This is a genomic window from Paenibacillus sp. JT22N7, assembly GCF_059383875.1.
In genome coordinates this window covers 417,875-437,973 of sequence record NZ_JBXENY010000003.1, presented here as the reverse complement: position 1 = coordinate 437,973, position 20,099 = coordinate 417,875, and the positions used below count along the sequence as shown (strand labels likewise).

The window sequence follows — 20,099 nt, the reverse complement described above, 5'->3', positions numbered from 1 at the left end:
TGACTGTTACTTCAGCAGCGCCTCAATTTCCTCTTCCGACAGGTGCTCCATCTCGCTCAACAGCGCTTCGATCTCGGCATCGTCAGTCTCCGCAAGCAGATTGGCTTCAATAATTGACGCGAGGGCGCGAATCGTCGTTCCTTGTGTGAGCATATCCTTCAGCGATACCTTCACGCCGAAAACATGTCCACACCGGACAAGAATTTGAGTTGCGACGAGCGAATGGCCGCCCAAGTCGATGAAATCGTCGTCAAGCCCGAGCTGATCGAAACTGAAAAAACCTGACCAAATCACGGCAAGCTCCTTCTGGATATAGGTTTCCGGCGGAACATACGCCTGGCCAATCATCAGGCGTGACAGCGTCGGACTCGGCAGGAGCTTGCGGTCCGTCTTGCCGCTAGGGGTAAGTGGGAAGGCCTCCATCTCAACGAAATAAGAAGGGACCATATAGTCTGGCAAATGCTGCTGTAGATGGCTCCTCAGCTCGCTGATCGAGGGAGCGAACTCAGCATTTGGAATGAAATAGGCGGTAATGCGCTGGTCTCCGGGCTGATCCTCGCAGACAACCGTCACAGCTTGATTGACTCCTGGATGCTGTTCAAGCACCGTGCTAATTTCGCCCAGCTCGATACGGAAGCCCCGTACCTTCACCTGATCGTCGTTGCGGCCCAGACATTCCAGGTTTCCGTCCGTAAGCCAGCGCCCGAGATCTCCGGTATGGTACATCCGTGCCCCCGGTTCCTTGCTGTATGGATCGGGCACGAATCGCTCGGCCGTCAGGTCCGGTCTGCCGTAATAACCGCGCGCGAGCCCGATGCCACTGATGAAGAGCTCGCCAATCTCACCAGGTGCGACCGGTTCATAGCGGTCGTTTAATACGTACATAGCATTCTCAGGGATAGCCTTGCCAATTGGAATGACCGAACGGTTCAAGCTGCGATCGCTGGTCCAATTGGTAATGAATACCGCTGCCTCGGTCGGACCATACAAGTTGTGAAGCTGCGCGGACATCGTACGGCAGAACCGTTCGTTCAGCGCGGCAGACAACGGCTCCCCGCATAAGAAAACATGTTTCAGAAAGGGGAGGTCCTGAGCCTGCTCCGCACTCAAGAACGTCTGGAGCATCGTCGGAACGAATTGCACGAACGTAATACATTCGCGCTTGATGACCTCCCACATATATTCGTTGTCAAGGTGGCCTTTGGGCTTGGCCATGACAAGGCATGCTCCGCATATATGCGGCCAGAAAAATTCCCATACCGATACGTCGAAGCTGTATGGAGATTTCTGAAGAAGCTTATCATTTTCCTCCATTTCGAAAGTGTGCTGCAGCCAAAGAACCCGATTGCGAATGGCAGCGTGCGTATTCATTGCCCCCTTCGGCCTTCCCGTCGATCCGGAGGTATAGAACATGTAAGCCAGATGGCTCTCATGCAAGGCAATATTCGGGTTTCCCTCCTCATCTCCATATCCATCCAATGGCTCTGACTCGTCTAAAATCAATACATCACCGTCGAACCCAGCGAACTGTTCCGCAAATTGACGCTGCGTAATGATTCGTCTTACCTTGCTGTCCTGAATCATGTAGGCTAGCCGATCCTTCGGATAATCCGGATCCAGCGGCACGTAAGCGCCCCCTGCCTTTAGGACGCCGTACAGCGCGACGACCAGTTCAATCGAACGCTCCATGCAGATGCCTGCCAGCACGTCAGGACCGATACCGATCGCACGCAAGCGATACGCTAGCCGATTCGCGCGGCGGTTCAACTCGGCGTACGTTACTGACTTCTCCTCAAATCTAACAGCTTCACGACTAGGCGTACGTTCCGACTGCTGCTCGAATAACTGGTGAACCAAGCTTTTTGCTTGCATTCAATCACTCCTCATATGTAGTGACCATCACGATAATGCTAAAACATGTGCATAGAATATCCTACTTGAATATGGTAGAAAGCGCTAATGCTGGGATGACTTCTTTAACACTACTTTAACGCTAAAATGACCCTTTCCGGCAATCTCTCAAACATTAGCAAATTGCAGCCACACAACAAGAAGCCTCCGTGGATGGGAAGGCTTTAGAGGGTTTGTTTTATTTGTAAATATTGCATCTATTTTACAGTTCAGTCATTCCACATCCTCACAAAAACAGATGAACTCCAGATTCAAGAGGTCATCCGTCGGCTTGTTGTGTTCTTATTCTTATTGCTTTAAGTTAAAGAAGAAAAAAGTTTCATATCAAGCAGCCGTTTTATATCTATTAGGTATCCCTTCACTTTATTCTTATTTTCTTTTTATTTTTTTCGATCTTATTTGTACAAATAAATATTTACTCCACCTTGCATTAGATGTTGACTCATAGAAAAAATACTGCTACTGTTTCAATGCAGACTTCCTCAGTCAGCACATTCCTCTCTTTTTTACTAGGATTAAGCGGATAATTCTCCACTTGTAATAGGGGCTCAGATGAAGGATGGGAAGTGATAAACAGTGAATGAAACAAATGCAATCTACCGTTCAGAGCGCCGTGATGCCGCCGAGAACCGCCAGCGTATTCTGGATGCGGCTAACAAGTTATTTCAGCTCCACGGCGTCGAGCAGGTCAGCATGAACCAGATCGCCGTCGAAGCGCAAATCGGAGCGGGAACCCTGTACCGGCGTTACCGCAACAAAAGTGATCTGTGCATGCATTTAATCAAAGACAACGTGACGGTGTTGTTTGAGGATATTGAGGAATACTTGCAGGAGAATGCCTACCGCCCGCCTTATGACCGATTGCGTGGGCTGCTTGCTGTGTTTATTCAGTTCAGAGAGAAAAATGCGCAGCTGCTTGCCGGTGTCGAGAATTCAGCTAATAATGTGCCGGACCCCAGAACGAAAAGTCCCATCTATGACAAATTTCATAAGCTGCTTCTTGGGCTGATTGAAGAATGGATAGCAGAAACCAACCAACCACAGCCCCTCAGCTTATTCAAAACAGATATGCTTATGAACGCCCTCAGCAGCGATTCGTATCTGTTTCAAAAAAATGTGCGCGGCAACTCGCCCGACCGGATTTTGGAGCAGCTATGCCAGACATTTCTTTAATACATCACATTCATGAGAACAAGCCTAATTCATCGACGGCAATCTGCCGCTTGAATTAGGCTTGTTTTGAATGAAGCATGTTTTGTAGTCTTTTCCCTAAAAAACGACTGGCAGGGCAGCTAAACTCTGTGAGCTCAGCGCGAAATGCCAGGAGATGTCTTCCCGAGGAATGCTGAGCCGCAGGTTGGGCATCCGTCTCAGCAGCGTTTGAAATGCAATGTCTCCCTCTACACGAGCTAGTGGCGCGCCCAAGCAGGAATGGATGCCATGACCGAAAGCAAGATGGCGATTAATCGTACGAGTTATATCCAGTTCTTCTGCTTGTGCGAACGGGCATTCATCCCGGTTTGCAGATTTCAATAAAGGGATCAGCATATCTCCCTTTTTAATCAGCTGACCAGCAAGTACAATATCTTGCGTTGCAAAGCGAGGTCCCGACATGGTAGCTGGTCCATTGAAACGAAGCAGCTCTTCGAAGGCGGACGGAGCCAGACTAAGATCAGCTTTGAGCTTCTCCAGCTGCTCCGGATGATCTAACAGCATCAATGTTCCTGTGGCAATGAGATTTGAGGTCGTCTCATGGCCTGCAAAGATCAATAGGGTAATCATGGAGATCAACTCTGGCTGACTCAGCTTGTCCCCCTCTTCTTCGATGGCGATTAACTGGCTGATCAAGTCATCAGCTGGATGCTTGCGTTTGTCAGCAACAAGCTCCGCCGTGTATTCACCGAAAGCACGCAAATGTTCCTCTACTCCCGGTGCGCGCACACCAAGACCCAAACCATGTGAAATCGCTTTAGACCAGTCATGGATCTGCGAGCGGTCTGCTTCAGGTACCCCAAGCATATCGGATATTACGTGAATGGGTAAAGGATAGGCATAATCTTTGACAAGGTCCATCTCACCGCGAGCTTGCACCTTATCCAGCAATTCATCCGCAATCTTCTGCACACGCGGTCGAAGGCTTTCCATGTATTTGGGCGTGAAGGCTTTGGAGACCAGCCTGCGTAACCGCCGATGATCAGGATCATCGACAGATAGCATGGATTTTCCGGTGAAAAAGGTATCTGGAGCGGATGCATCTGCGTTTTCCATAAAGGCTTTTTTAAATTCGTTGCTGCCACCGATCGTTTCTGGGTCTACAGTGAAGTGGGCATGATCCTTAAGTACCTGAGACACTTCTTCCATTCGCGTGACCAACCATTGCTGGCGATCTGTGCCACCCATAGGCACAGTAATAGGAATAACAGCTCCCGTTTCACGCAGCTGCGCGAAAATCGGAAATGGGTTTTCAGGACTGTCACTACTAAACAGGCTAAGCGCTGCTTTTTCACATACACTATTATCGGAATAATTCATCTTAAACCATCCTTTCGCTACTGCCTTTTATTTTAATGAAAATGGGTTATATAAATGGAGACTTACGTTATCCTGCTCCCCTCCTTTTATTGAGATTAAGTGGATAGTTTTCCACATAATCTCTTCTTAAGATTAAACGGAGAACTCTCCTCTTGTCAACTTTAACCAAATACAAGCGTTTTCCCCCTACCCCTTGCTGCTCCCATACGGCTAAACAAAATAAGCAGCCTGAATTCGATTGTTCGAATCCAGGCTGCCCTGCTGCGCACTGATTACTTTTCAACTTTTAATTGGACTGTAAAGGTTGTGCCCTCTCCAGGTTCGCTCTTAACCGAAATGACACCGCCTACCAATTCAATTACGCGGAGCGAAAGAGCAAGACCGAGGCCATTCCCCTCCGCATGATGGGAAGGATCGCCTTGATAAAATTTATCAAAAATATGCTTCATCGTCTCCTCGTCCATCCCGCAGCCCGTGTCTGATACCATGACAGTGATCGCATGTTCATCCGAAATTTGCTTTAGGGTGATCGTTCCTCCGGGAGAAGTGAATTTTAAAGCATTGGAGAAAAGATTATGCCACACGATCTCCAGCATACTCTCTTCAGCGCGAATGATGGCACGGTCCTCTATATCCACCATAAATGCGATCCTTTTTTCTTCCCATGCATTTTCAAAATATAGCGCGCAATCGCATAGCTGCCTGCACAGATCGTAGGGCTCGGCAACAGGCACAATCTCCTGATTTTCCAATTTGTTCAGCTTAAGGATGTTGACGACGAGTGTTGCTAGCTTATTGGTAGAAGAAATAATGGTAGCGGTATAATCCTTTCGCAGCTCCGGCAGCAAATCATCCTGCTGTAGTGCCGTAGCGTAACCGTGAATGACGGACAACGGTGTCTTGATTTCATGGGATACATTGGAAATAAAGTCGTTTTTCAGCGTTTCAATGCTGTTCAGTTCCTCCACCATCTTGTTGAAATCCTCGAACATCACATCCACATAGTTCTTCTTATCCGCTCTGTGTATAGGCTCGAGATAGACCGAAAAGTCTCCTTCTGATACCTGCTTGGCCGCCTCGCTGAGTTTTCGCATGGGCTTGTCAAAGGATTTGTACTTCTGCCTTGCGGTAACCAGGCAAAAAATAAGGCTAACGATAATCCAATAGCCCGAGATTCCGAAAATGTATGGCCACGGCACGTGTTCTATTGGCCGATAAGCATCATAGATTAGCGCTTGTCCCGCAGTCAACGTAGACAACACTAAATAAGTGACCACAAATTCTTTCCATGAAAAAAGAGGTGACTTCATTCTCGCATCTGGTTTCTGTTTCTTATTCATTGCAGCACTGCCTTGTAGCCTAGCCCATGCACGGTCATAATTTTGAAACCTTCACAGCAGGAAAACTTGTCCCGAAGCTTGACAATATATACGTCCACAGCGCGCAGGCTGGTTTGACTTTCAATGCCCCAGAACTCGTCCATAAGCTGGGCACGCGAAAAGGTATGTTTGGGATAGGAAAGCATTTTGTACAGGATGTTGAATTCTCGAACCGTCACGGGTACTTCCTTGCCATCTACTGTAGCGGTCATATCGTCTGCGTCCATCAGCAGGCTTCCTACCCTCAGTTTTTTTTCATGGGCAATATTCGCTCTTCGAAGCAGGGCACCCACCCGCAGAACCAGTTCATCCAAATCAATCGGTTTAACCATGTAATCGTCAATGCCGGCAAAAAAACCTTTTTGTTTGGAGGATATATCATCACGGGCAGTAACAAAAAGAATGGGAATGGTCTTATTGATCCCCCTTATTGTCTCTGCAAATTCAAAACCGTCGATCTCCGGCATCATAACATCGGAAATGAGAAGATCATAGATATGGTTATACATTAAATCATAAGCTTCACGTGGGTTCAGACAACCTTTAGCGTTGTAACCATTTTTGGACAAATAGGCGCAAAAAATTTGGTTAAGCTTTGTATCGTCCTCCACTACAAGTATATTGATCATAAAAACATCCTTTCTGACGCATTAGTATCATCATAATAGATAGTTGTTAAAAAATTGTTTAAGCTAAGCCGCGATATCAAGTAACATGAGGCCTGAATCGTTCTTATTTTCACGATTAATATCTCATAAACATTATTTTAACAACTTTGAAACATTATTATTGCATGATTAGGACATCCAATCGATCATTGGAATCTGTTGTAAGTATTTAGTCTATCCGATTACGACTTAACAGATGCGAAAAAGCGGTTGAGCGATTAACATTCATGAGGAGTGAAGTTACATGATGAAGGCAGCGATCTATTCTGGCAAAAATGACATTCGAGTTGAAGAAAAAGCGATTCCTGTTGTAGGCCCAAAGGATGTTCTCGTAAGAAATCTGCGTGGCGGCATATGCGGTACAGATATTAATATTGTCAAAGTCGGTGCAGGCAATATGGGGATTACTCTTGGTTCGGAATTTGGACATGAAATGGTCGGCGATGTTGTGGAAATAGGGTCCGAAGTTTCTTCCCAGATTGAAATGGGAATGCGTGTAGGCATTAATCCGATTACAGCCAAAAAAGTCGGGAGGCGCAAATCGCTGGAGTGTTCCGGATTTTCACAGTATGTCTTAATAGAAGAAGCTGAACTTAACTATAACTTATATGAAATAGATAAAAGTGTTCCCGTAGAGGTAGCTTCACTGATCGAACCGATGAGCGTCGGACGACACGGCGCTTTCAGCGCAAACCCGCAGTCTGAAGATCGGATTGTCGTTATGGGTGGAGGTCCTATCGGTCTTCTCGCTGCAGCCAGCTTGATTGCTGAAGGCATGAAGCACGTCTGTGTGGTCGACATTGACGAATGGCGACTGTCCAAAGCTGCCGGATTAGGCGCATTGACCGTCAATACGGCAGAAACGACACTTGCGGAGGGATTGGCTGGACATTTTGGCACCGTGAACGTTTATGGTGTTGAAGTACCAGATGTAGACGTATTTATAGATGCGGCGGGTGCTCCCGTTTTGTTTGAAGCCATCATAAAAATCGTGAAGCCTAAAGCCAGAATTTCAATTATTGCAGTTTATAAAACCGATGTGCCGATTAGCTTGCAGCAGGTCATGTCCAAAGAAGTACAGCTTAAAGGCTCCAGCGGGTATACACATGAGGATTTTTCCAAGGTGGTCCAGCATCTTTCAAGCTTTAAAAATGAGCTGTCCACCCTTATTACGCAGGTTTATAAGCTTGATGATATTCAGGAAGCCTTTACTAAAGCCATTGAAGCTAAAGGTACGGTTAAAGTGGTTGTCGATTTAACATAAAATCTATCATGTAATCACTGAAGCTTTTCCTTTGAGAAGCCAGTGTAAATACAAGACAAGCTCTTGTCCTTTATTGGGACAACAGCTTGTCTTATTCAAGGAACGTATCTCACCCCCTGCTCCAGTTAGGAAAGTTCCAATCCTGCCATTTGAAACTGTGAGAACGATCGGATTTAAAAAAACGTTCGAATATACGCTTCTGATCCTGTAGAGAAATGCCAATGCACACGTCGGATATGCGAGCGATTACATTTTTGACATCTTGTTTGATTCTGACTTTACTAAAGCGCCATCCATCTCGAATACTCGACCTTTGTTCTACAGTTTTTTTACAAAAAGCAAAGTCGGCATTATAGATTCATTGACTGGATATGCTCTTTTGTCTCTGCCGTTCCTAGATGCCCTATTGTATTGTATATTTCTTTGAGATAGTAATCATATCCGTCATTCTCGAGATCGTGATGATATGGAATTCCTGGAATGGAGTTTCTTAACAAACTTTCGTTATCGAAATTTTCCATTTCTTCAAACAAATACAACAACTGTTGCAATTCCTCCGACGTTGCTTCGATTTCGAATTCGTATGAGGCATCTCCTTGCCTAGTCATTATAGTTTTGGATTGAACTGAAACATAATATTTTTGCTTCTCCATGCGCGTGCCCTCCTCTTATGACTCCTTCAGGAATATCCATATCATTGCAAGCACGATCGTTATCACAGGGGCGATTACATATATCATGAAGATTGGATTCGCGATGATCGGATGCTTGACCGTTGTTAAACTTACATCCTTGTCAAGGGTCGTATTTTTCACTTGCAGCTTTCGGGAAACCATGATTGATCCGAACACCCCGTAAACACAAGCCACTATTCCTAAAATCGCTAACAAAATATACAATTTGCTAGTCCCCTTTCCTAAAATCTTTGCCACCTTATTTTGTTTCCTTAGATATTTTTTATTCATTTTATGTTAGACAACAAAATTTTGATTTTTTGTCGGCTAAATCGAGTTATTGATACCGATGCTTTCCAAATGAGAGTCCTGCTTTTAAAAAAAGCCCTTGCCCCAGCTAGGGACAAGAGCTTAAGACATTGAGTGAATTCTCCTGCAACTGCGGCTTGGACAATCCGAATTATGTGTAGTGCGACGATGACCCCTCGGATTTACTTAAATCACTTCTCCGCTGAGCACTTTATTTACTTGTTCCATCGTTACAGTGGCAGGATTGTGCCCATTTAACATTCCGTAAGACTGGAATTAGTCTGCTTCATCATAAATTTGAAGATGGTAAGACTTGAGCTGATCATTCATAAACCTCAAGCCGGTAGCCAAGTCCGCGCACCGTCTCGATGCGAAATTCCGGTGTAGTCCCGAACCGTTCGCGCAGTCGTTTAATATGTACGTCTATTGTTCGATCATCCCCAGCGTAATTGATCCCCCAAATTTGATCGATCAACTGCTCGCGCGTATACACTTGCCCGGGAGTTCCAGCAAGCTTGTACAGCAATTCGAACTCCTTGAGCGGCAAAGTGAGCGACTCGCTCCCTCTCATCACCTTATAGGACTGCCGATCAAGAATGACGTTGCCGAACTGGATCGTCTGCGTGGAGCCAATCCGGTATCGTTTCAGTAATGCCCTAACCCGAGCCGTCAACTCCAACGGATCGAATGGTTTCGTCAAATAATCGTCCGTCCCAAGCTCGAACCCCTTCACTTTCTCCCATGTTTCGCCTCGTGCGGTCAGCATAAGCAGCGGCAGATCAGGATTGGCTCTTCTGAGCTCCTTGCATAACGTCCAGCCATCCATAATCGGCATCATAATATCGAGTACAACAAGATCGACATGCGTCGAAGCGTAGACGTCCAGAGCTTCCTTGCCGTCCGCAGCTTCAACTGTTGCGAATCCGTCGTTGCGTAAAAATAAACAGACAAGTTCGCGAATGTTCGCATCGTCGTCAGCAACCAGTATTGTAAGCATTCGGTCCCTCTTTTCCTATTTTCCATCTCTTATTGAAGTAACCATTATACTACAACTAAATGGGGATTGTCCTATTCTTCCTGCATCATGATGCTAGGAAATTGACGATATTTTTGAGGCATAGCTTGAGTAACAAGAAGGCTCGCGATACAGTACAAATGCCAAAAAGAAGATGGCCCGAACCAGGGCGATCTCCTTTATTTGTCTAGCGCTTAGCCAAAGCCAATATTTCTTCTGCAACAAGCTCCGGCTGGTATTGATGAATGTAGTGCTCGGTGTCTTTAACAACGATTTGCTTCGGCTGCAAGGACCAGGATGTAAACGCTGCTTGGGTTTTGGTCCACAGCTCTTCGCTCGCCCCTAAATAATCAGCCGTCAATATTGTAAGCGGAAAAGGAAACGGCTGTTTCGCATCCAATACGACCTTTGCATTAGCCTGTGAACGCAGCAGCTCGTCCTCTATATTGGCATTTTCAAGCTTAAGCAACGATGCTGTATGATCAATTTTCTTTAAGTCATCGGACACAAACTTCAATCCGTTGCGAGCAGCAAGCGAGCTTTCGATAACGCTGTCGGATTGAAATAGTAATCGAATCACACCCGTTTTGATCAGGAGCTTACTGAGGGTGCTACTTACTGGCTTTTCAGAATCGTTGTAATAATATTCCGGACTTCCGCCATCCAGCATCACAATTCCTTGAACTTCGTCTGGGTATTTCTGTGCATATCGAATGGTTTCCAGCGATCCCAACGAATGTGCCACAAGCAGATAAGGCGGCTTTTGACCAGATGTCTCCAGCAATTCGTGAATTTCATCCGTTATCGTATCGATATCACGCTTCTTATCTGTTGTATCACTATAGCCATAGCCAAATCTGTCGTAAACGGCGAATTTCACATGAGGTGCGAGCCTCTCATATAGCGGAGAAAAATCCACATAGGGATTGGCGGTGCCCCAACCGGAGGCAAACACAACGGTTACATCCCCTTGGCCGCCCGTATATACATGCATATTTTCCCCATGCACCTTGTAAAGCTTACCGCTAGGTGTGTAAGATTTCAAATCATTTCGGATGCTTGCTTGTTCATATACGGCTCCTGCTCCCAATAGCACAACGATAGCAAGCAAACCAAAAGCTACTGTCTTCCCTAACCGTCTAACCCATTTTCTCGTCTGTCCCACTCCCCTTATCATAGTCACATTATAGCGGTTCAATCTTATGTAAGAGAAAACTCTATCTTAATTCCAGCTTAATTGTTTATTCTGCTAACCTGCCATACGATCCAACTAGCTATTCTTCTTCAAAAAATAAGCTGTGGCCGCCGCAGAATCATGCTCTGCAGCGGCCACAGCCTGTTTACCTACATTTACTGTTTAGTGATACACCGTTGTTTCCCCATGTCGCTGACTGTCATCTGGCTGCAGCGACATAGCAGCAGCATTTTCTTTGTCTCTAAACTTATGTTTATACTGTTCAAAATCCCATTTTTCTAAAAACTTCTCCGCCGCCACTTGGCCTGACAATAATAACGATTGCCTATCGTTTTGCGTTAAATCAAACTTTGTCGTCGTTACCGTTCCGGTTGGTATAAAAATCGATCGCTCTTCCGAATGTTCATCCACATGCCGCTGATCATGAGCCTGCAGCATCGTTTTAAATATAGCTTTGAGCATCGACACTGGACCATTAATGTTCTGGGATTGCGCATAAGTGCGTTTTTCCGATAAACGAAAACCAAAAGTTGGCCACCGCGGAATTCCTTGCACATCAAACAGCCAAATTGGATAGTTACTGAGCATGCCGCCATCAAGCATGTAATAGGGCTTCTTATTAATTGCGGTTTGCCACAAGTAAGGCTGAAAAAAGAAAGGAAGCGTAGTACTCATTCTTACAGCCGCCGCTATCGGAAAAGCAGCAGCTGATAAACCATAGTGGGGCAAATCATTAGGAAACACAACGATTTTTCCATTGCTTATGTTTGATGCAAGGATGGACAGCTTCCCTTCGGGAAGATCTCCGAACGTTTCAATTCCCTTTCTCTTTAACCACTCCGTCATAATCTGCTCCAAAATATGGTTGCTATAAATACCGGACTTCACCATCAAAGGAATCGTCTTGTTCAAAATGGGCAAGTTGTTCATTCCTGTGCGCCCGAGTAATTTTACGTAATCTAGAGACTGCATCAGTTGTTTAATTTCGGAACTCGTGTAATCACAGGCTAATAAAGCCGCGACTATCGCTCCAGCTGAAGTTCCCGCCAGCTTGTTCCACGTATAGCCCTTAGCCTCCATAGCTTCAATTGCGCCTACAAAAGCGATGCCCTTCACACCACCGCCTTCAAAAACAGCATCGGCCTTCATTTTCAGCAATCTCCTCCTGTGCATATTTCTGCTTATAGGAGTATTTTGCTTCTTCGCATTTTGTTTTATGCCTGAAATTATGAATCCTTATGATGGTCCAAAATAAGCTGGCCAACCCGGTTCAGCAGCTCCAGTCGGCCTATGGCCGTATAGGAATAGTTATAGTTATCGACATTCGAAATTTTATAGATGTTGCCTTTTTGGACCGCTGTTATATTGTTCCATACGTTGCTGTCCTCCATTTTATTTTCATCATTTTCCATTAAAAGCATATGATCTGGATTGATCGCGGACAAGCCCTCCAAGCTGATTTGCTTGCCGCCCCAATCCTCGGGATCAGGTATGCCCTTCGTACGTTTCAAGCCTAGATCTTTGTAGATAAGCTCCGCCGATCCCGTAGTAGAGTAAACAACGATGTTGTTCGGATACGTTTCAACCATCCCGAAGGATTCATCCTTGATGACCGGCGCTAGCTTTTCTTTCCATTCCGTTGCTGCTGCATCATAACCGGCTATCCATTGCTTCATTTTTTCCTCTTCATTAAATAGCTCGGCCAAGAAGCTGAACCGCTCTCTCCATTCATAATAGGCATGCGGAATAATAATGGTAGGAGCAATCTGGCTAAGCTGCTCATACATTTCCGTATTAAACGTGGCTCCCAAAATAATCAAATCCGGATCTGCGGCTGTGACCAGCTCAATATTGATAGGCTCTGCATACCAGTCCAGATTAATCGTATCCTTGCTCATCCGGTCTTTAATGGTCGGCGACAGCTCGCTTTGATTTCCATAATCTGCATTTGCAGTAGCAATAGGTTCATTGCCGAGCAGCAGCAGCTCCTCGGTTGCTCCAGAAAGATCAGCAATGCGCTGAGGCTTGAGCGGAATAACAACCTCTTCTCCATTCGGGTTTTTCACCGTTTTCGTTGTTTTTGCCGCTTCGTTGCTTGCCGTCGTTTCAGGCTGGCTAGTCGCCCCCGTCCCATTCGCTGGCTGGCTGCCACAGCCCGCCAATATGATCATACAACTTAACACCAACATCACAACTGCCTTTTTCATCGTTGTTTCTCCTCTCAAAATGTATAAGCTAGATTTTTAGCCAGCTGTCTTAGCTCAGGTTTTAACCTGCCAGCCCTCGACCTGCTGCTGCAAATGCCATAAACGGGAGTAAATACCCTGTCCGCCCAGCAGTTGGTCATGTGTTCCTTCCTCGACCAAACGCCCTTGATCGAGCACGATAATGTTATCTGCGTTTTGAATCGTCTTTAAGCGATGGGCGATCAATATCACCGTTTTATCCGCTACCAGCGCATTAATCGCTAGCTGGACAGCCGCCTCATTTTCAGGATCAAGAGAAGCGGTAGCCTCATCGAGTAAAATAATAGAAGCGTTCTTCAGCAGCGCGCGTGCAATCGATATCCGCTGTTTTTCACCGCCTGACAGCGTTGATCCGCCTTCCCCAACTGGCGTGTTGTAGCCTTGCGGCAGTCTGGAAATAAAATCATGACAGCATGCACGCTTCGCCGCTGCTTCAATTTCCGCTTGACTGGCATTCATTTTTCCAATCCGAATATTGTTTCCGATCGTATCTTGAAACAAATAAACATCCTGAAAGACGATAGAAATGTGCTGCAGCAGTTTTTCAGGAGCAATCGAGCGGATTGATTGCTCGCCGATGCGAATCGTCCCCGCCTGAATGTCCCAAAATCTCGCGATTAGACGAGTAATGGTGCTTTTCCCGCTCCCCGATGCCCCAACAAGCGCCGTAATCGTCTTTGGCTTAATCGTAAAGGATACGCCGCTGAGCACAGGCGTCTTCGCCTCATACCCGAAGGTCACCTGGTCAAAAATAATGCTGGGATGAGCCTCCGCAATATTTGCGCTCCCCTCCAGCGTCTGCTCCTGCTGCACATCCATAATGCGCTGGGCACTGTAGGCGGAATAACGCATTTCTCCGTAATTCATCAGCACAATCGTCAAGGGCTCAAAGATTTTCGTTCCGACGAGCAGAAACAGCAGAAAGACAGGCAAAGACAAGCTGCCGCCGACAAGCAAATAGCTGCCGGTCCAAATCATTAGCGTCATTCCCGATCGGGCAAGCAGCATCGCCCCCATAATCATCGGTCCCATAATCGCTTCCAGCCGGATTGATGCTTGTTTTAGTCGGTCAAACGAAAGGCGCAGCCGCTCAAAGCGTTCGCCGCCCAAATGATGAGCTTTAATTTCACGAATGCCCGTCAAATATTCCTGAAGACGGCTGGCCGCCTCATTTTTAGCTTGCACGTGGTTTTCGCTCAGCCGTGCTTGAAGCCTATCCGTCAGCCACAATAACAGCACGCCAAGCGGAACGGCGATAAACATCGCCAGCGCCATTCGATAGTCCAGCCATATAAGACCGGTTAGCGCCATAATGGGCAGCACGACAGCGCTGATGAGCTGCGGCACATTGTGAGAAATCGTATGCTCCACCTGTCCATAATCACTCAAAATAAGATTCGTCAAGTCCCCAGGATCTCGTTTGCCGAAAAAACCGAGCGATAGATGGCGAATATGCTCAGCCAGCTTTAATCGCCCTGATGCAGCGAGGCTGTAGGCCGCCCGGTACGTTTTATCGTAAAGGGAAGCGTAAGCTGCATATTCCACAAGCAGCCAAGCGAACAGTACTATGCACACGACCCACATGCGGTTCGTATTCAGGCCAAGCTCTGGCTGCGCAAACGACATGTAAATCGTATTAAAAAGATCTACAAGCAGCGCGGCAGGAATGATTTTCGCGATGCCATCCAAAATAGCAGCAATAGCAGACGGCCATAAGCTTTTAGGCGAACCGCCGGAAATGTTATAAAAGTAGTTTCTCACAGCTGAGGCTCCCCTCCTCTAACGCCCAGTTTCCATGAAGCCGCGCTTTGATGGGCCAGCCACATTTGCTCATACAGCCCCTGTTTCTTGAGCAGCTGTTCATGGGTGCCTTGTTCGACAATTTTGCCTTGCTGGACGACTAGAATCTGCTGAGCCGAACGGATGGTGGAGAGGCGATGGGCGATAATGATGACCGTTTTGCCTTTCACCAGCTGGGCGATGCCCTGCTGAATGTTGTATTCATTTTCAGCATCGGCATAGGCTGTTGCTTCATCGAGTACGAGTATCGGGGCGCGCTTAAGCAAGGCTCGGGCAATCGCAATGCGCTGAGCCTCACCGCCGGATAAATACGTACCGCCTTGTCCAATTTTGGTAGCGTAGCCTTGATCCAGCTTCTCGATAAATTCATGGCAGCAGGCCGTTTTTGCAGCTGCTTGCACTTCATCCCTGGTGGCCGCCTTGTTGCCCATCCGAATATTTTCCTCAATCGTATCGTAAAAGAGGTGTACATCCTGAAAAACGAAGGATACGAGCTCCATCAGCTTGTCTGTTCCAATATCGCGAATGGGAATACCGCCAATCGAAATGGTGCCCTCCTGCACCTCCCAAAATCGCAGCAGCAAGCTCGCAATGGTTGATTTCCCTCCGCCTGATGGACCCACTAGGGCAGTGAGCTCGCCAGCATGCGCTACAAAATTTACATTTTGCAGGACTGGCTTAAAATCTTTGCTTTCCGTCTGCTCATAAGCGAAGGACACGTCTTGAAAGGCAATGTCGTAATGATGAGGCACTTGGGGCGACGCCGGCTCTAGAGCGAGCTTCTCGGCAAATACAGCCTCAATCCGCTTATGTCCCTCGACAATTTCACGCAGCCCGCTTCCTAGATGCATTAGCTTCAGCAGCGGTGCCGATAGGCTTGGCGTAACGATGAGGAACAAAATAAACGTAATGGCGAAGGACTGGCTGCCTGCTTGACCGCTGAACAGCAATAGGCCGATCGGCACGACGAAAGTAAACAGCGAAATAATGATGACAAAAAAGAGGCTGTACGACGTCTTGCAGATATCTGTAATTTTCAAAGAAACATCGCGGTATTTCATAACGGCTTGCTTGAACGTCAGAAATGAATTTGCGGTGATGCCGAACAATCTGGTTTGCAGCCACACGCCTGCGGCAATTGGGAGCAGTAATACGAGTGCCATTCGGTAATCCAGCCAAAACAAATAACCGATTAACACGATTGGAATGACGATTGCGCTAATGAGATCGGGCAGCTGATGGGCAATAAACTTTTCAATCTTTTCCACGCTAACCTCAATAATCTTCTTGAGCTCTCCCGTTGCCGTTTTCGTATGGTATCCCATCGGCACTTTCGCCACATGCTCTGCAAGCCGCACCCGAAGCTCATAAAGAATGTTGAAAGCGGCAATATGCGAGCACATTCCCCCTACATACATTGCTGCAAGCATGGCAAGCAAGGAGACAAAAGCGACGATTCCCCAATGGATGAGCAGCTCTTTGTTCATATTGGCCGGCTGCTGCGCATGAATGAGCAGCTCCTGGACGATTTTATATACCGCTATAAACGGTATAATTTGCAGCAGGCTCGAAAGGGTCAAGAATATGCTGGCTGTTACTAACAGCCCTTTCCGCTCGCCGGCAATTTGAACTAAACCGGATAATTCTGATTTCGTCTTCATTTCACTCCGTCCCAACATAATTGATATTAAAAATCATTCTCATACATAAAGCGCGATGTATAAGCTAATATCGCATATATTGGGTTTGGGCTGATACCCAAATCGGGAGTAAAAGGTTCCATAAGCGGATTTTTAGCGGCGGTTTCCTTTTAGCGGATAGAATTTGAAATATTCAGAGGGGTTGATCCCGTATTTTCGTTTGAATTGTTCTGAAAAATGACTTGCTTTGCTAAAGCCGACGGCTGCCGCCGCCGCGGTAATATTCAGCTTTCCTTCCTCAAGCAAGCGATAGGCTTCGTCTAATCTTCGATTAATAATATAAGCATGAACAGGCAGGCCGAACAGCAGCTTGAAACCTTTTTTGAGCTTAAATTCATTCAAGCAAACGAGCTTGCTCAATGCTTCCAAGCTAGGAGGCGTTACTAATTGCGCATCGACGATTTGTTTGGCACGGTGCAGGCTGTCAATATCAGTGCGGGATAATCCTGACAAGCGTGGCTGTGGTTGCTCTTGCAAAATCGCTTCATTGAAATAAACGGCAAGCAGCTCAAGCACCTTCCCGCTTAAATAAAGCTGTTTAATCGCTCCCTGATAATTGCAGTGAAAAATATGTTGCGTAATTCGCTTCATCTCCGGCGTCATCGAGGAATGATGAAAAGGCTCGCGATTTTCTGTCAATATGGATGAAATTTTATGCAGCGGCAGCTGCTGTAAAGCGCCAATCTCCGTTAGGCGATCCAGCTTGAGAGTTACCCCACGAATATGCTGATTGACGTTAAACTGGCAGCTGCTGCTTGTGGGAAGATGTCCGAAGGCTGAAACCTCCCCGTGCTCCAGCTGATATTCTTTTCCAAGCTCTTCTACATTCCATTGAAGCCTTTCCCCAAGACAAAAGCTTAGTTTTAAGCTGTTGTTCCGCTCCAGGCTTTGCAAGGAAGTAGCCTTATGGAATGAAGCGTCACATATGACAAGCTCCATGGACGAATGGATCTGATTGAGCTGCCAATAACCGCGTCCAAGCTGTTCCGGCATATGTATCCTCTGTTCTGAGGAGCTGGAACGATACAGCTGATTCAAATTATCCGCTAAAGTGCAGTTTCGATTTACCGTATTGGCAATTTCATACCATCTTTCTGCTGCTGATTCCATTCATTGGGCCCCTCTCCCACGGCTGGTGTCGAAATTTTATAGTTGTTCTTTAATCTAAAGCAGGGATATGATCGATCCAATGCACAAACTTTTGCAAATAAGCCTGCAAATATTCCTTCGTCTTCTCATCCGTTAGGCGATGCTGCTCCGCATCTACTTTCGTGTGAACTTGTGAAATAAGCAGCTTCTGAAAAGGAAGCACCTGCGCCTGGACGGACTCTAGGATATGCCGGGTTTGTAGCTGGGCATGAACGGTACCCATGCCGCCCGGCGTTGCGCCAATGAGGCCAAATGGTTTTCTGCGCAGCACGGAGCCGCGAGATGGCCTGGACGCCCAGTCAATTGCATTTTTGAGCACGCCCGGAATGCCGGAATTGTACTCTGGCGATACAATTATAACGCCATCCACTGCTTGAATAGCCGCCTTAAACGCCTGTACCGCCTCTGGTCCGTCTCCCGCCTCCAAATCTTCATTAAACAAAGGAAGCTCCTGTAGCTCAATCCACTTAAATGCAATAGAAGCATCCAGTTCGCTCAGCGTCTGCGCCACCATTCGATTATATGAATTTTTTCGCAAGCTTCCTACGATTAGTCCAATTGTTTTTGTCATTTTAATTAGCCCCTTTCTCCGCAACACTTGATTCGATCTTTAACTTAAATACCATTTTACTTGCTTTCCAAAATATTGACTAGCTTTCCATTCAAATTACGCTCTGCGTTCATCGAATAATATAGCCAATTTTAGCCACAATAACTATGTGATCCGTACGAAAATGACAAGCTTTAGCAAAAGGAGCTGCAGAAAAATGCCCAAGAGCAAGGTAAACACGACGCGCGACCTTTATAATGAGCTAGTGACCGAGCTTGGCAACAGCTCAGATTTATCAACGAGAAACTGCTTAATCGGCGAGGAGCGTATTTCTGCCTCCGTCATTTGGATTGATGGACTCGTTAGCAAGCAAAATTTAAATGCCGATGTCATTTCGCCACTTATTTCAGGAACCCAGCAGCTTAAGCTTCTTCATCAAAGCGAGCCTCCTCATGAGCTCCTTTGCAGCTATATACTGACAGCAAATCATGTGAAAATGGTCAATACCTCTGATGAATGCGTGCCTTTGCTTGTTAGCGGCTGGACGATTATTTTAGTAGAGGACAGCGAAGGAGCCATTGCTGTCAATACGCAAGGCCTTGAAACCCGCAGCATTGATGAACCAGCTTCGTCCAGTGTCATCCGCGGGCCGCGAGATGGCTTCGTGGAATCTTTAAGCGTTAACATTTCGCTCATTCGCAGGCGTATTCGCGACAAGGCTTTTCGTGTGGAGACGCTGACGGTTGGCAATCTGTCGCATACCAAAATAGCAATGGTCTATATCCATGACCGGGCAGACAAGGAAACCGTTGACGAAATACGCAAACGGCTGCAGTCGATCGATATCGATGCGGTATTGGAGTCCCACTATATTGAAGAAATTATTAAAGACAGCCCGACCTCCTTTTTCCCGACGGTATACAGTACCGAGCGGCCTGATGATGTGGCTGGCATTATATTGGATGGGCGTGTAGCTATTGTGGTCGACGGCACTCCATTTGTGCTCGCCCTGCCTTGTACGCTGTTTCATTTGCTCAAGACGACCGAGGATTTATATTTGGCTTACCCTGTGGCTACTTTCATTCGGTGGATTCGTTATGCCGGTTTTTTCATTACGCTGCTGCTGCCCTCTACCTATGTCGGCATTTTGACTTACCACCCGGAAATGGTTCCCCCACAGCTGCTAAGCAGCATATTGTCTGCACGAGATGGTGTTCCTTTCCCCGTCTTGATGGAGGCGCTGATTATGGAAGTCATTTTTGAGGGGCTGCGCGAGGCCAGCATTCGAATGCCGCGGTCTATCGGATCTGCCATCAGTATTGTTGGAGCGCTCGTTATTGGCGAATCCGCAGTACAAGCAGGTATAATCTCTTCCCCATCGGTCATGATTGTTGCCGGCACAGCGATTGCCTCGTTCACGATACCTTCGATTTCTCTGTCGGGAACGATTCGCATGCTGCGGTTTTTCATGCTGCTGCTCGCTTCGCTATTAGGGCTTTACGGCATTATTATTGGGCTATTTATGCTGGGAGTTCAGCTTGCCTCCATTCAATCGGTGGGTTTGCCCTATTTATCGCCATTCGCTCCGTTTAAGAAAAAAGAAGCCGAGAAAGCTATATTTCGTGTTCCTTGGTTTACACTTCGCAATAAACGTTAAAATTGAAGTCCAAGGTGAAACGGCTGCCCTCCGTCCTTTGGCGGCGCCGC

17 protein-coding genes are annotated in these 20,099 nt (G+C 46.7%); 3 read left to right on the top strand and 14 right to left on the bottom strand.

Annotation, left to right across the window (positions count from 1 at the left end; all coding sequences use genetic code 11):
• Positions 1-6: 6 nt before the first annotated feature.
• Positions 7-1,872, bottom strand: a complete 1,866-nt coding sequence (locus tag AC50Y5_RS10400; RefSeq protein WP_056040396.1) for a non-ribosomal peptide synthetase — start codon at positions 1,870-1,872, stop codon at positions 7-9.
• Positions 1,873-2,487: 615 nt separating this feature from the next.
• Between AC50Y5_RS10400 and AC50Y5_RS10395 the strand changes: the two genes are divergently transcribed.
• Positions 2,488-3,084 carry a TetR/AcrR family transcriptional regulator gene (locus AC50Y5_RS10395; RefSeq protein WP_056040398.1) on the top strand — a complete coding sequence of 199 codons (597 nt, stop codon included), beginning with the start codon at positions 2,488-2,490 and terminating at the stop codon, positions 3,082-3,084.
• Between the two features lie 96 nt (positions 3,085-3,180).
• Here AC50Y5_RS10395 and AC50Y5_RS10390 read toward each other — a convergent pair whose 3' ends face one another.
• The 3 genes from AC50Y5_RS10390 to AC50Y5_RS10380 form a co-directional block, all read right to left on the bottom strand.
• On the bottom strand, positions 3,181-4,443 hold the full coding sequence (locus AC50Y5_RS10390) for a cytochrome P450 family protein (protein WP_494860334.1): 1,263 nt from the start codon (positions 4,441-4,443) through the stop codon (positions 3,181-3,183).
• A gap of 272 nt (positions 4,444-4,715) precedes the next feature.
• Positions 4,716-5,783: a HAMP domain-containing sensor histidine kinase gene (locus tag AC50Y5_RS10385; protein WP_494860333.1), complete on the bottom strand. Its 1,068-nt coding sequence runs from the start codon at positions 5,781-5,783 to the stop codon at positions 4,716-4,718.
• Positions 5,780-6,451 carry a response regulator transcription factor gene (locus AC50Y5_RS10380; RefSeq protein ID WP_056040404.1) on the bottom strand — a complete coding sequence of 224 codons (672 nt, stop codon included), beginning with the start codon at positions 6,449-6,451 and terminating at the stop codon, positions 5,780-5,782. Before AC50Y5_RS10380 ends, AC50Y5_RS10385 begins: the two co-directional genes overlap by 4 nt.
• 283 nt (positions 6,452-6,734) lie before the next feature.
• Here AC50Y5_RS10380 and AC50Y5_RS10375 point away from each other — a divergent pair, with 283 nt between their 5' ends.
• Entirely contained in the window at positions 6,735-7,754 is a 1,020-nt protein-coding gene (locus AC50Y5_RS10375; RefSeq protein WP_494860330.1) for a zinc-dependent alcohol dehydrogenase, read from the top strand.
• Positions 7,755-8,104: 350 nt separating this feature from the next.
• On the opposite strand, the gene AC50Y5_RS10370 is transcribed toward AC50Y5_RS10375, so the two are convergent.
• From AC50Y5_RS10370 to AC50Y5_RS10325, 10 genes are all read right to left on the bottom strand, one after another.
• Positions 8,105-8,407: a hypothetical protein gene (locus AC50Y5_RS10370; protein ID WP_056040405.1), complete on the bottom strand. Its 303-nt coding sequence runs from the start codon at positions 8,405-8,407 to the stop codon at positions 8,105-8,107.
• A 15-nt stretch (positions 8,408-8,422) separates the two neighbouring features.
• Entirely contained in the window at positions 8,423-8,653 is a 231-nt protein-coding gene (locus tag AC50Y5_RS10365) for a hypothetical protein (protein ID WP_155973424.1), read from the bottom strand.
• Positions 8,654-9,059: 406 nt separating this feature from the next.
• Positions 9,060-9,734: a response regulator transcription factor gene (locus AC50Y5_RS10360; RefSeq protein WP_056040410.1), complete on the bottom strand. Its 675-nt coding sequence runs from the start codon at positions 9,732-9,734 to the stop codon at positions 9,060-9,062.
• 205 nt (positions 9,735-9,939) lie between these two features.
• A complete protein-coding gene (locus AC50Y5_RS10355; protein WP_494860327.1) occupies positions 9,940-10,917 on the bottom strand; it encodes an alpha/beta fold hydrolase in 978 nt (325 codons plus the stop codon).
• Between the two features lie 192 nt (positions 10,918-11,109).
• Positions 11,110-12,096, bottom strand: coding sequence for a patatin-like phospholipase family protein (locus AC50Y5_RS10350; RefSeq protein ID WP_494860325.1), 987 nt, complete (start codon positions 12,094-12,096; stop codon positions 11,110-11,112).
• A 77-nt stretch (positions 12,097-12,173) separates the two neighbouring features.
• A complete protein-coding gene (locus AC50Y5_RS10345; protein ID WP_494860323.1) occupies positions 12,174-13,154 on the bottom strand; it encodes an ABC transporter substrate-binding protein in 981 nt (326 codons plus the stop codon).
• 54 nt (positions 13,155-13,208) lie between these two features.
• Positions 13,209-14,954, bottom strand: a complete 1,746-nt coding sequence (locus AC50Y5_RS10340) for an ABC transporter ATP-binding protein (RefSeq protein ID WP_494860321.1) — start codon at positions 14,952-14,954, stop codon at positions 13,209-13,211.
• Positions 14,951-16,654 carry an ABC transporter ATP-binding protein gene (locus tag AC50Y5_RS10335; RefSeq protein ID WP_494860319.1) on the bottom strand — a complete coding sequence of 568 codons (1,704 nt, stop codon included), beginning with the start codon at positions 16,652-16,654 and terminating at the stop codon, positions 14,951-14,953. The genes AC50Y5_RS10340 and AC50Y5_RS10335 overlap by 4 nt, the downstream gene beginning before the upstream one ends.
• Before the next feature lie 132 nt (positions 16,655-16,786).
• Positions 16,787-17,803: a helix-turn-helix domain-containing protein gene (locus AC50Y5_RS10330; protein WP_494860317.1), complete on the bottom strand. Its 1,017-nt coding sequence runs from the start codon at positions 17,801-17,803 to the stop codon at positions 16,787-16,789.
• A gap of 49 nt (positions 17,804-17,852) precedes the next feature.
• On the bottom strand, positions 17,853-18,413 hold the full coding sequence (locus AC50Y5_RS10325; RefSeq protein WP_494860315.1) for an NADPH-dependent FMN reductase: 561 nt from the start codon (positions 18,411-18,413) through the stop codon (positions 17,853-17,855).
• 196 nt (positions 18,414-18,609) lie between these two features.
• Here AC50Y5_RS10325 and AC50Y5_RS10320 point away from each other — a divergent pair, with 196 nt between their 5' ends.
• Positions 18,610-20,049, top strand: coding sequence for a spore germination protein (locus tag AC50Y5_RS10320; protein WP_494860313.1), 1,440 nt, complete (start codon positions 18,610-18,612; stop codon positions 20,047-20,049).
• The last annotated feature ends 50 nt before the right edge of the window (positions 20,050-20,099 follow it).